This window comes from Phycisphaeraceae bacterium (assembly GCA_019636655.1).
Lineage (GTDB): Bacteria > Planctomycetota > Phycisphaerae > Phycisphaerales > UBA1924 > JAHBXB01.
Genome location: JAHBXB010000005.1, coordinates 1 through 12,092 on the forward strand (window position 1 = coordinate 1; position 12,092 = coordinate 12,092).

Here is a 12,092-nt window from a genome sequence, read left to right on the forward strand (position 1 = left end):
AAGGTCGGCGACGTCGCGGAGGGTGAGGGTGGGGTCGGTGACGGAATCGAGGATTCTGGCCGCGAGGCCGGGGGAGGGGTTGAAGGAGGAGGGGAGGTTGAGCATGACCCGTGCAGGATACGGGTTTTTGACGGTATGTCAATAGGGTTTTGATAGGAATATGTACAATTCGTCCAAGTGGTGAATTGGTGAGGAGTTGCGCGAGGGTCTTGCGGTGGGGCGGAGGGTTGCGGGTGCAAAGGGAACCATGCTGGTTCCCTCTGCTACTCCCTCCGGCGGGGAGTGGCGGGGTGGTGCCGGAGGGCAGGATGCACCGACTCAACCGCAGAGCCGGTTGAGTCGGTGGCACGATATCGGTGCCACCTGCCAGTTGGCCGCGGATCGTCATTCAGGGTGGCGAGCGAACAGCCGATGTATATACTGTGTATTGACGGTGTGTCACCTTGGTAAGGAGGCTTTGATTGGTCAAGACGCTCACCAAGCACGGCAACAGCTACGCCCTCGTGATCGACAAGCCGATCCTCGAGTTGCTCAAGATCCGGCCGGATTCGCCGCTCGAAGTCAGCACCGACGGCAAGGTGCTGACGATCACGCCGCAGCGCGACACAGATCGTGAGGAGCGAGTGTCGCGGTCGCTGGAGAAGGCGAATCGCCGGTATGGCAAGGCTCTCAAGCGGCTCGCCGAGTAGGTCCTTGTGGAGCCGCAGTTTCTCCGCGTTGATGAGGTGCTTCGCATTCATGCGGACCAGGTCGAGCGCTACGGCGGGAGCGCCGACTTGCGAGACCCGGGGCTGTTGATTTCAGCCGTGGAGACTCCGCGAGCGATGTACGGCGGGTCGCTACTCCATGGCGATCTCTTTGGGATGGCTGCGGCGTACCTGTTCCACATTGTTCAGAACCATCCGTTCGTGGATGGCAACAAGCGGACTGGAACGGTCGCGGCGATCGTGTTTCTCGATGTGAATGGGGTAGAGATCGACGCCGACAATGACGAGTTGGCCGAGATGGTGTTGGCGGTTGCGCGTGGGGAGATCGACAAGAATCGGATTGCGAGGTTCTTGCGGGAGCGAGCGGCGGGGCTGTAGCTTGTCGCGGACTTATCGCTGCGACCCCTGGCTACCCATTTGAGTCCTTCGGGCTTCATGCGACACGGGGCTGCCGCATTCGGTGCAGGTTTTAGCGGTTCCGATCGGGTATCCGCACGCGGTGCACAGGCCGCGGCGGGAGCGGAGGGTGCGACGGGTGCGGCGGGTGCGGCGGATCGTGCCCGGGCCCATCGCGAGTGCGGCGATGAACGTGGCAAAGAAAGCCGTGTTGATGAAGAAGGCGGGCCATGCCGGGCTCGTGGGCAGTACTCCACGAGTTTGTGGGATCCATCCGGCGGGGGCAACGTGCCATTCTCCGATCACCGTTCCGGTACGGTGATTGCGTTGGGGATTGGTGATGCTGATTGACGCCATCGAAAGGCATGGGAACGGGAAGCCCCATGTCTTACGGCTGACGACGAGTACTCCGGCATCGCCGAATCCGAGGGCAGTTTCGTTGCGAGAGCCGATCGTGGTCTCAACCTCCGTGGGATCGGAGGCCGTGGGCCATTCAGGCCCCGGATCGATCGGCCACGTGTAGTGACTCGCGTAACTGCGTCGCATCGGGGGCCACCACAGGCAGCTCCACGCGACGAGCACGGTGGTGACGGCGCCGAGGAGAAAACAGATCAACGTGGCGCGGAGCGAGCTCGTCCATGGTGGATGGCCGCGGGAGTGGACGGGCTCTCCGCATTCCGTGCAGCGTTTGGCGGCGCCGATTGGGTATCCGCACGCGGTGCACAGGCCGCGGCGGGACCGGAGTTTGCGGCGGACGACTCCGGGGCCCAACCACACTGCCGCGATGAGGGCGGTGTAGAACGCGATGTTGAGCGCGAGGGCGGACCAGAGCGGATGCACGGGCAGCATGCCATCGGTCCTGGCGGCCCACCGCGATCCGGGCGCGGCGACCCGCCAGCCGCCGGCGATTCTCTCCGGTGCGGCAGGTGACTGACTGAGCACGCTGATTCTCGCGATCGAGAGGCATGGGAAGGGGAAGCCGTATGTCACACTGCGGACGAAGAGATTGGGCCGAGTGGTGCCGGGCTTGGGATCGGCATCGGTTGGTTTGAGGAGGCTCTCGGAGCGATCGGACCATGGGAATGGTTCGGAAGAGGCGAACTCGGCAAGCAGGCCGATCTCGGCGGTGGCTGAGATGCTGGCCGGGGCGGCTGGCCACTCGGGCCCGACATCGATCGGCCACTGATTTGGCCTTGGGACTTCGAAGCGTTCCAGCGCGGGCCACCACGGGCGGCTCCACGCGATGAGGATGGTGGTGATGGCGCCGAGGAGGAGGCAGATTGTGGCGGTGCGTAGGGGACGCGCCATGGGAGAAGTGTACAGGTTGGTGCGAGTGGGGCGGTTGCTTTGATAACCCCTTTGGGGTATGGGTGAACGGGGGGGCGGTCCGGGGTGTGGCTCGTCGCGGACTCCTCGCCGCGACCCCGGCTACGCACTTGGAGCCCTTCGGGCTCGGGGGTGCAAGACGGGGCTGCCGCATTCGGTGCAGGCGTCGGCGGTTCCGATCGTGTAGCCGCAGGAGAGGCATTGGCCGCGGCGGGAGCGGAGGGTGCGGCGGATGGCGCTCGGGCCCATCCAGATCGAAGCGAAGAGGGCGGCGTAGAAGGCAGTGTTGAAGGCCAGCGCCGGCCACTTCGGGCGAACGGGGAGGTAGGGAATGGCCAGCCAATGCGAGTTGGCCGGGGCGAGTTGCCATTGTCCGAATTCCCCGCCAACTTCAAGGCTTCGGGAATCGATGCAACGTCCCATCGAAAGGCATGGGAATGGGAAGCCCCACGTGTCGCAGAAGACGATGGCAAGACCGCTGTATTCGGGCGAAGAAGCCGCGAACTCGCCGCAATGGCCGATTTCGACAAAGCCCGAAGTAGATCCTGGGGCGGGCGGCCAGTTGGGCCCAAGGTCGATCGGCCACCCCTCGTAGCCAAAGTCGTACATGTTGACTCTCGGCCACCACAGGCAGCTCCACGCGACGAGGACGGTGGTGATGGCCCCGAGGAGGAGGCAGATTGCAGTGGTGCGGAGGGGTCGCGCCATGGATTCAGTGTACAGATTGGGGTGAGAATGGCGGCGCGTCGATAACCCCTTTGAGCCCCCTCGTGGTCGACTTGCGGAGGATCAAGCATGGGACTCTTTTCCAACTCGGGTGGGCATGCGAGTGCTGCCCAGCTCGCGCGGATCGAGCGGAAACTGGATGCGTTGCTGGATTTTCTCCAGGTGGAGATGCCGGTGGACGGGATGGAGGACATCCGCGCGATGGCCGCGGCCGGGAACAAGATCGGCGCGATCAAGGCGTACCGGGAGCGCACGGGCGTCGGGCTGGCGGAGGCGAAGGAGGCGGTCGAGCGGGGGTGTGAGCGGCCTGGCTAGAAGTCCGCATCGAGGACGATGCGGTAGCGGGCCTTGCCGGCCTGGAGCCGTTCGAAGGCTTCGTTGATGCGGCTCATCGGCATGTGCTCGGTCTGCGGCGTGATGCTGTGGCGCGCGGCGAAATCGAGCATCGTTTCCATCGCGACGGGGGAGCCGGTGGGGGAGCCGGAGACGCTCTTCTGGCCCATGATGATGGGGAAGGCGGCGACCGGGATCGGCTCCAGCACCGCGCCGACGACGTGCAGGCGGCCGCGGGGGGCGAGCGACGCGATCAGGGCGTCCCAGTCGAGGGGGACGTTGACGGTCACGACGAGCAGGTCGAAGGCGCCGGCGAGTTTCTTGATCGCGGCGGAGTCGCGGCTGGAGACGACGTGGTTGGCGCCGAAGCCGCGGGCCTCGTCGAACTTGCTTTCGCTGGAGGTGAAGGCGGTGACGTCGCAGCCGTAGGCGGCGGCGAACTTCAGACCCATGTGGCCGAGACCGCCGATGCCGACGATGCCGACGCGGCTGGTGGGCTTGGCGAACATCGCGATGGGGTTGAAGACGGTGATGCCGCCGCAGAGCAGGGGGCCGGCCTCGGCGAAATCGAGTTGATCGGGGAGCGGGATGGCCCAGGCCCAGTGGGAGCGGACGTGGCTGGCGAACCCGCCGCGGTGCCCGATGATGGTGGGCTGGGCCTGGAGGCAGAGGTGCTGGTCGCCCGACATGCACTGGCGGCAGTGCATGCAACTGCCCGAGTTCCATCCGACGCCGACGCGCTGGCCGACCTGGAGGCCCTTGGCGGCGGAGCCGACGGCGGTGATGCGGCCGATGACCTCGTGGCCGAGGACGGCCGGGAACTGGGAGATGCCCCACTCGTTGTTGCGGACGGAGAGATCGGAGTGGCAGAGGCCGCAGTGGTCGACGGCGACTTCGACGTCCTCGGGGGCGAGGGGGCCGAGGTCGATCTTCTGGTGGACGAGCGGCTCTTTGGCGTTGGTGGCGACCCACGCATCGATGGATTTCATTGGAGTGCTCCGGGGGGGTGGTCGTGCGACTATCGCGGCGCTGTGATCGGCGAGGGCTCTTTGATTTCGACGCGGTCGTGGGCGCGGTCCCAGCGGAGTTTCCTGGCGTTGAGGACGGTGCCCTTCGAGTCGTCGTACAGCGTGATGCGGTTGTCGGGCGCGGCGGCGGCTTCGATGACATCCGTGGTCGCGTCGTAGGAGAGGGTGTCGGCGATGAGTTTGCGGAGGCCGGATTCGACGTAGACGGCGTCCTGCGCGGCGATGGCGGTCAGTTGCGTGCCGCGGGCGGCGGCGTCGGAGTCGGGCGTTGAGTCGGCGCGGGGGCGCATGGTGGCCTGGAGGCTCTCGCTTTCGAGGCGGATCGGCTCGCCGCCGTTGAGGGGGCGGTGGACGAGGGTCACGCCGCGGAGGAGGTCGAGGGCTCCCGAGGCCTGGTTGTAGTTCATGCCGCCGGTCCACGTGAAGAGCGAGGCGCCGCGGAGGGACTGGGAGCCGGGGCCCTGGGCGGTGTCGGGCGAGCGGCCATCGAAGGCCGCGGCGCGGCCGGCGCCGGGGACGGACATGACGCCGGAGTCTGGGTCGCTGTCGATGGTGGCGCCGTAGATCTTGAGGAAGCGGGTGAGGCGTTTGCCGTTGTCGGCCGCGGCGTCGGCCTCGTACCAGCGGGCTTCGGCGGTGGCAGGGGCGGCCTCGGAGCCGAAGACGGCGGCGTGGAGGAGGCGGCGATCGCCGAGGGGTTTGTCGGCGAGGTTCGCGGCAGGAGCGTCGGCGGGTTGCGGGGGGGCGGGGGAGAGGGCGAGGGTGAGGCGGTCGCCGCGGACCACGCGGACGACGAGGCCGTCGGGGTCGGTCGCGGCGACGACTTCGCCGTCGCACTCGACCTGGCCGTTGAGGTCATCGAAGCGCATGGATGAGCCCCAGGTGACCTCGAGGGTTTCGCCGAGGCCTTGCTCGTCGGAGGGGGAGGGGGCGGCGCGCTGGCGGTGGGTGAATCGGCCGGGGGTGGTGATGTGGACGTCGCGACGGGCGCCGTCGAGGAGGATGCGCTCGCCGGTGGCGATTGAGCGGCCCTTGCCGACGCTGGCGGTGGGGCCGGTGAGGAGGGCGGTCTTGGCGGGGGCGTCGGCGTGGAGTTCGTCTGCGGTGGCGCGGACGGAATCGAGATCGGTGTACTCGATGGAGCCCTTGGCCCAGACCTTGGAGACGGCGACGCGGTCGGGGGACTCGGCGCCGTCGGCGGAAGGGGCGGGCTTCTCGGGGGTGAGGCCGGCTTCGAGCCAATCGGCCTTGAGGGTGGCGCCCCGGCGGGTGGCCTGGACGCTGCCGACGGCGGTGAGCAGCTCGGGGTCGGAGCGGCGGCCATCGGGGGAGCGCTGGAAGCGGACATCGATCGTGTCGGCGCGGAGTTGGCCGCCGTCGCCGGCGTCGCCCTTGGCGTTGCCCTCGATCTTCACGTGGCTGGGGGCGAGTGCCTCGCCTTCGACGGGCATGAAGGCGACGTGGAGGAACTCGCCGCTGAGCGTGGACCGCTTGTCCTTGGCGACGACCGAGCCGGTGAACGCGGCCTCTTCGAGTGTGCCGGTGACCCAGTGGTCGGGGCCGGTGGCGAACTGGTAGTCGGCCTGGTCGGACCAGGTGATGCGGCGCTGGTTGTCTTCAAGGACGCCGCCGCCGGGGATGTGGCTGACGCCGGAGGCGAGGTTGATCTCGAAGCGGCCGACGGTGGCTCGCTTGCCGTCGTCGGTCTTGAGGACGACGTCGTTCGCGCCGCGGCCGGCGAGGATCAGGTCCTTCATGGTGGCGAGGTAGCCGATCCAGACGCAGGAGCCGGAGACGCCGGCGTCGGTGTCGCTGAGGGTGACCTTGCCGGCCTTGTCCGCGGTGAAGCGGAGGGCGATGTGGTTGTTCCTGGCGAGTTCGGAAGGGGCGGTCTCGATCGGGGTGATGGTGAGGCGGCCCGCCCAGGTGAGGACGATGTCGTCGTCTCGCTGGCCGGCGAGGGAGACGGGATCGCCCGCGGCGGCGACAGCGGTCTCGTGTTGCGGGGACGGGGCAGTGGGAGCGTTGGGAGGGGGCGAACTGGCGGGGTTGGCCGAAGCGGAGGACGAGGGTGGGGCGGCCGGCGTTGTCGTGTGCTCCGGCGCGGGGGCGTTGGTGGTTGAGGGGCCGAGGGCGGCGGGGGGCAACTGGTTGTCGATCAGGCGTACCCAGACGTCGAGGGCATCGGCCGCGAGGGTGCGGCCCATCTGGCGGACCTTGACGTCTTCACCGAAGACGGCCTGGTAGATGGTTTCACGCGGTGTCGGTGGGGGGGCTGGAGTGGCGTTGGCGGAGGCGGGGAGCTGGGTGGATGGAGCGGCGGGGGTGGGCGGGGCGGCTGCGGTCTTCGGCGGCGCGTCGCTCGCCGGGCTTCGGGTGAAGCGGAGGGAGTCGCCCTTTCGGAGTTCGAAGAACTCGAGGCGCTCGAGGACGCGGTTGAAGACCATGACCATGTCGGAGCCGCGGAACTCGAGGCTGGGTGTGGCGACGAGGACGGGATCGAGGGTGGAGAACTCGCCCTTGGGCATGTCGAAGTTGGCGCTCTGGGAGAAGTACATGCCGACAGGGCGGTCGTGGTCGAGGTCGACGGGGCGGGAGGCTTCGGTCGGGTCGTAGAGGCGGGCGAGCACGCCGCCCTCGAAGCGGCCGCTCTCGGGTTGCTGGCCCTGCTCGGGCATGTAGATGCGGCCCTTCTCGGCCTGGATGTGCAGGGTGCGGCCGTCGCGCAGGTAGATCCACGCCCTGGGCTTGGTGATGTTGGAGCGGCCGCGCTCTTCGGTGGGTTCGAGGGCTTCCCACTGGAGTTCGCCGGCGGCACGGGTGGGATCCTCCTTCTGGACGAACGTCAGCTTGCCCCACCCGCTGGGGCCGGTCTCGCCCGCGGCGGGGGGCTTGCCGATGTCCTTCGGGGTGGGGATGACGCCGACGCGGCGCTCCGGGGACGATCCGCTGCGGGCCCAGAGGAAGAGGGTGACGCCGGCGCCGATGAGCGCGAACGCGACGGCGAGCAGGAGGCCCGTGGTCTTGGGGGTCAGTCTTCGCCGTGCGGAATCGGTCATCGCGCCATCCTAACCACCCCGGGGTGGTGCACACGGTCGTCCATCAGGCGTCGTACAGGCCCACGGCACGGTCCATCATTCCCTTGGCGGCGAGCAGGTGCTCGACGGCTTCGCGGACGGCCCCGCGGCCGCCGAGGCTGCGGGTGACGAACGCGGCCTTCTCGATGATGCGCCGATCCGCGTCGCCGACGGCCATCGGGTAGCCGACGCGGGACATGATCGCGAGGTCGGGCCAGTCGTCGCCGAGGAAGGCCATGTGTTCGCGGGGGATGTTCGTGCGGGTCTCGAGCAGAGCGAGCGACTCGGCCTTGTCCTTCGACCCCTGGATGACCTCACCTACGCCGAGTTCCGCCATGCGATGCTGCACGGAGCGGCCGCAGCGACCGGTGACCACGGCGGCGCCGAAGCCGAGGCGGGTCCAGACTCGGAGGCCGAGGCCGTCGCGGATGTTAAAGCGCTTGATCTCGCGGCCGTCGTCGTCGAGCAGGATGGAGCCGTCGGTGAGCACGCCGTCGACGTCGAGGGCCAGGAGCCTGACGTGCGCCGGATCGGTGAAGATGCGGGTGGTCGGGGTCATCCGCTGACCACTTTCATCGCCATCAGGTCCTGGACGTCGAGGATGCCGACGGGCCGGCCGCGGGTGTCGACGACGGGGACCTCGTCGCTGCGGAACTCCCGCATCAGGCGGACAGCGTCCTTGACCAGGGCGGTGTGGGGGAGGGTGCGGGGCGACCTGGTCATCAGGTCGCGTACGGGCCGGCGGAGGTCGGCGGGGTCGTTGCGGACGAGACGGCGGAGGTCGCCGTCGGTGAAGATGCCGGTGAGCACACCGGTCTTGCGGTTGACCAGCAGGAGGGCGCCGGGCCGCCGGACCGCGCCGTCGGCGAGTTCGAGGGCCTCGGCGACGGACACATCATCGGGCACGGGCTCGACGTTCTTGCCAACCTCGAAGCGCAGCGCGCCGAGCACCGGCCGCAGGAGGCCGCCGAGCGAGCCGCCGGGGTGTCGCTTCGCGAAGTCGTCGACGGTGAAGTTCCGGCGGCGGGAGGCGACCAGGGCGAGGGCGTCGCCGAGCGCGAGCATCGCCGTGGTGGAGCAGGCCGGGGCGGGGGAGATCTTCTCGGTCTCCTCCACCGCGCCGATCGCGAGCACGTGGGTGGCGACGCGCTCAAGGCCGGAGGCGTCGCGCCTCGCGCCCCGCTGGTGTCCCGAGGTGATCGCGAGGATCGGGATGCCGTCCTGCTTGAGGATCGCGGCGAGGGCCACGACCTCTTCGGTCTCGCCGGAGTAGGAGAGGGCGACGCAGACGTCCTGGCGGCGGAAGCTGCCCAGGTCGCCGTGGGCGGCCTCGGTGGGGTGGACGAAGTGGGAGGGGATGCCGAGCGACTTGAGGGTCGCCGAGATCTTCTGGGCGATATGCCCCGACTTTCCCAGCCCGGTGACGAGCACCGTTCCATCGGCGTCGGCGCACCGCACGACAGCGTCCACCGCGGCCTGGAACTCCGGCCCGAGGCGCCGCACCAGCCCGCCGACCGCCCGGCTCTCGGCCCGCAGGACCTCCGCGGCGAAGGCCAGGTCACCCCGGCGTCCCGCCGGCGGCCGTCCGCTGCGGCGTGCCGGGCTCTTTGTCCGATGCTTCCCGTTCGGTGATTCGCCCATCGTCCCTAGTTTATGCACCCCTCGCACGCGGCCGGGCCGGGCGATAGAGTCCCTGGAACTCCGTTGCAGAGAGAGCCTATGACCACCGAATACCAGGTCCGTCTCGACGCCTTCGAGGGCCCCCTCGACCTGCTGTTGTTCCTGATCCGGCGGGCCGAGGTGGAGGTCACGGACATCCCGATCGCGGTGATCGCCGACCAGTTCATCGAGTCGCTGCGGGACATCGACACCATCGACATCGACACGGCGGGGGAGTTCCTCGTCATGGCCGCGACGCTGACGGAGATCAAGGCGCGCATGCTCGCGCCGCCGGTGGCGGCGAAGGCGGACCCCGACAACCCCGATCAGCCCCAGGCGGCGCAGGCCGCGATCGACCCTCGCGCAGAGTTGGTGCGGCAACTGCTGGAGTACAAGCGGTACCGCGATGCGGCCCACGCGCTCCTGCAGCGGAGAGACCGCTGGGAGGCGATGTACCCCGCCGCGAAGGCGCACCCGGACGCGGCGGCGATCAGGGCGATCGTGGAGCAGCAGGCCGACGAGGCCGCGACCGATATCGAGGATGTCACGCTGGCCGACCTGGTCGATGCGTTCTCGAAGATCCTGGTCTCGGTGGACTTCACCCGCGTCGGCGAGCACCACGTGCTTGTCGATGAGACGCCGATCGAGTTGCACGCAGAGGACATCCTGGAGCACCTGCGGCGCGAGCCGGAGGGCGGACTCGTGGGTGTCGCCGCCGGGCGGGGGGAGGTCCCGTTCGCCAGCATCTTCGCAGGACGCACGCGAACGGAACTGATCGGGCTCTTCCTGGCGATGCTCGAGCTGGTGCGGCAGCGGCGGATCCAGGTTCGGCAGGATCGCGTGCACGCGCAGATCACCCTGTCGCTGCGTGAGCCGGACCTGGCCGAGGCGGGGGCCGAGCCGGCGACGCACGCCGGGTAAGCCTCAGGTCAGGGCGCGAACGAAGATGGCGATTCGGTTCATCCCCTCGGCGATCTGCTCCTCGGAGCAGGCGAAGGACATCCGCACGTGGTTTGCGCCGCAGCCGCCGAAGTCCTCGCCGGGGACGACGGCCACGCGGTGCTCGTCGAGGAGCGCCTCGGCGAAGTCCATCGCGGACCCGATCCGCCGCCCGGCGGCGGAGGTGCGTCCGAAGAGCGCCGACACATCAATAAACAGATAGAACGCGCCGGTCGGCTTCACGCACGACAGGCCCGTGATGGACCGAGCGAGGTCGTAGATCATCGAGGCTCGCTGCGCGAACGCGCGCCGCATCTGCTCCACCTCGCCACCGCAGGCCGTGATGGCGACGGTCGCCGCGGAGTAGACGAACGACGTGACGTTGGTCGTCGTCTGCCCCTGCAGCTTCTCGCACGCCTTGGCCACCTGGAGCCCTGCTTCGCCGCTTCCGGCGAGGTAGCCGACGCGCCAGCCGGTCATCGAGTAGGCCTTGCTCATCCCGTTGATGGTGACGACGCGGTCCGCGATGGCGGGCGACGCACCGATCGAGAAGTGGGGGATGCCGCCGAAGGTGATCTTCTCGTAGATCTCGTCGCTGACCACCACAAGGTCGGGGGCCTTCGATGCCGCGGCCCGCTCCACGACGGCGGCGATCAGGGTTAGTTCTTCGGGCGTGTACATCGTGCCGCACGGGTTGCTCGGCGAGTTGATCACCAGCAGCCGCGACCTGGGGGTGATCGCCTGCTCGAGTTGCTCGGGCGTGATCTTGAAGTCTGTCTTGGCGCTGGTCGGTAGTTCCACAACCCGCCCGCCCGAGAGGCGGGCGATCGGGTCGTAACTCACCCACGCGGGCACGGGGAGCAGCACATCCCAGGGCTCCTCGCCGGGGAGCGGCGGGTCGAGGAGGGCCTGGAAGACGAGGTAGATCGCGTGCTTGCCGCCGGTCGTGATCACGACATGCTCGGGGGTCACGCCCGGGATGGCGTTCTCCTGCGAGAGTTTCTCGGCGATGGCACGCCTGGTGGCGGGGTCGCCTGCGGTGGGCATGTACTTGGTGTGCCCGGCCCGCAGGGACTCGATGGCCGCCGCGACAATCGGGGGTGGGGTATCGAAGTCCGGCTCGCCGGCAGCGAAGGAGAGGACCTCTACCCCCTGGGCGGCCAGCGCCTTGGCCTTGTTGGCGACCGCCAGCGTGGCGGAGGGCTTGAGGGCACGAACTCGGCGTGACAGTTGCATCGGGGACAGCCTACACCGTCGCGGCGCCCCCCAGAGCGGCTGTCCAGAGTGGCCGTCCGGACACCAAACCGTTGATCGGCTACGGGCATCAGCCTACCATCGCCGGCAACATACCGCACGCTTGAACGCAGGATTGATTGACTATGCCGATCGCCCCGGAACGCAAGTCCAAGGTTGTCTCTGAGTACCGCATCCACGGCACCGACTCGGGATCTCCCGAAGTCCAGGTGGCCGTCCTGACGACGCGGATCAACGAACTGGCCGAGCACCTCGACGGCCATGCGAAGGACAACCACAGCCGCCGGGGCCTGATCCGGATGGTGAGCCGGCGCAACCGGCTGCTGCGGTACCTGGCACGAGCCGATCGCGAACGGTACCTGGGGCTCATCTCCCGGCTCGGCCTGCGAAAGTAGTTCTTCTTCGGCCCGCGTCTCGAAAGAGCCGCGGGCCGCTTGTGTCAATCGGAACCACCCGTCGGACGCGGAGGCGGCAGTGGGCACCGGGCAGCCGCCGGTTTCTCGGCTCAGCAGGCCGAGTAATCGGGATCGTCTGCCCCATGCCTTCTGCCCCTGAGGCGACCGTTCGGGTCAACCTCACCCCGGCCAGCCCGGGCCTATCCGCCCAGATCGCGCGAGAGGCCCTCCCGCCGGCCACAGCCGCACCCA

12 protein-coding genes are annotated in these 12,092 nt (G+C 68.6%); 5 read left to right on the forward strand and 7 right to left on the reverse strand.

Going from position 1 to position 12,092, the window contains the following annotated elements:
* The first annotated feature begins 461 nt into the window (after window positions 1-461).
* Together KF745_12895 and KF745_12900 are read left to right on the forward strand one after the other, a co-directional pair.
* Window positions 462-689, forward strand: coding sequence for an AbrB/MazE/SpoVT family DNA-binding domain-containing protein (locus KF745_12895; GenBank protein ID MBX3359310.1), 228 nt, complete (start codon window positions 462-464; stop codon window positions 687-689).
* A gap of 6 nt (window positions 690-695) precedes the next feature.
* Entirely contained in the window at window positions 696-1,085 is a 390-nt protein-coding gene (locus KF745_12900) for a type II toxin-antitoxin system death-on-curing family toxin (GenBank protein ID MBX3359311.1), read from the forward strand.
* A gap of 12 nt (window positions 1,086-1,097) precedes the next feature.
* Here KF745_12900 and KF745_12905 read toward each other — a convergent pair whose 3' ends face one another.
* Complete coding sequence (locus tag KF745_12905; protein MBX3359312.1) at window positions 1,098-2,411, reverse strand: hypothetical protein; 1,314 nt, start codon at window positions 2,409-2,411, stop codon at window positions 1,098-1,100.
* A gap of 120 nt (window positions 2,412-2,531) precedes the next feature.
* Complete coding sequence (locus KF745_12910; GenBank protein MBX3359313.1) at window positions 2,532-3,137, reverse strand: hypothetical protein; 606 nt, start codon at window positions 3,135-3,137, stop codon at window positions 2,532-2,534.
* A gap of 87 nt (window positions 3,138-3,224) precedes the next feature.
* Between KF745_12910 and KF745_12915 the strand changes: the two genes are divergently transcribed.
* A complete protein-coding gene (locus KF745_12915) occupies window positions 3,225-3,470 on the forward strand; it encodes a ribosomal protein L7/L12 (GenBank protein ID MBX3359314.1) in 246 nt (81 codons plus the stop codon).
* On the opposite strand, the gene KF745_12920 is transcribed toward KF745_12915, so the two are convergent.
* From KF745_12920 to KF745_12935, 4 genes are read right to left on the reverse strand one after another with little or no spacing between them, the layout of a single operon-like run.
* A complete protein-coding gene (locus KF745_12920; GenBank protein ID MBX3359315.1) occupies window positions 3,467-4,477 on the reverse strand; it encodes an NAD(P)-dependent alcohol dehydrogenase in 1,011 nt (336 codons plus the stop codon). The two genes, KF745_12915 and KF745_12920, sit on opposite strands and share 4 nt — an antisense overlap.
* A 29-nt stretch (window positions 4,478-4,506) precedes the next feature.
* On the reverse strand, window positions 4,507-7,575 hold the full coding sequence (locus tag KF745_12925; GenBank protein MBX3359316.1) for a hypothetical protein: 3,069 nt from the start codon (window positions 7,573-7,575) through the stop codon (window positions 4,507-4,509).
* A gap of 43 nt (window positions 7,576-7,618) precedes the next feature.
* Window positions 7,619-8,152, reverse strand: a complete 534-nt coding sequence (locus KF745_12930; protein ID MBX3359317.1) for an HAD hydrolase family protein — start codon at window positions 8,150-8,152, stop codon at window positions 7,619-7,621.
* A complete protein-coding gene (locus KF745_12935) occupies window positions 8,149-9,234 on the reverse strand; it encodes a KpsF/GutQ family sugar-phosphate isomerase (GenBank protein ID MBX3359318.1) in 1,086 nt (361 codons plus the stop codon). Before KF745_12935 ends, KF745_12930 begins: the two co-directional genes overlap by 4 nt.
* Before the next feature lie 78 nt (window positions 9,235-9,312).
* Here KF745_12935 and KF745_12940 point away from each other — a divergent pair, with 78 nt between their 5' ends.
* Window positions 9,313-10,173 (forward strand): segregation/condensation protein A, encoded by an 861-nt coding sequence (locus KF745_12940; GenBank protein MBX3359319.1) that lies wholly within the window; start codon window positions 9,313-9,315, stop codon window positions 10,171-10,173.
* A gap of 3 nt (window positions 10,174-10,176) precedes the next feature.
* Here KF745_12940 and KF745_12945 read toward each other — a convergent pair whose 3' ends face one another.
* Window positions 10,177-11,427 carry a pyridoxal phosphate-dependent aminotransferase gene (locus KF745_12945; GenBank protein ID MBX3359320.1) on the reverse strand — a complete coding sequence of 417 codons (1,251 nt, stop codon included), beginning with the start codon at window positions 11,425-11,427 and terminating at the stop codon, window positions 10,177-10,179.
* A gap of 143 nt (window positions 11,428-11,570) precedes the next feature.
* Here KF745_12945 and rpsO point away from each other — a divergent pair, with 143 nt between their 5' ends.
* Window positions 11,571-11,840 carry a 30S ribosomal protein S15 gene (rpsO, locus tag KF745_12950; protein ID MBX3359321.1) on the forward strand — a complete coding sequence of 90 codons (270 nt, stop codon included), beginning with the start codon at window positions 11,571-11,573 and terminating at the stop codon, window positions 11,838-11,840.
* The last annotated feature ends 252 nt before the right edge of the window (window positions 11,841-12,092 follow it).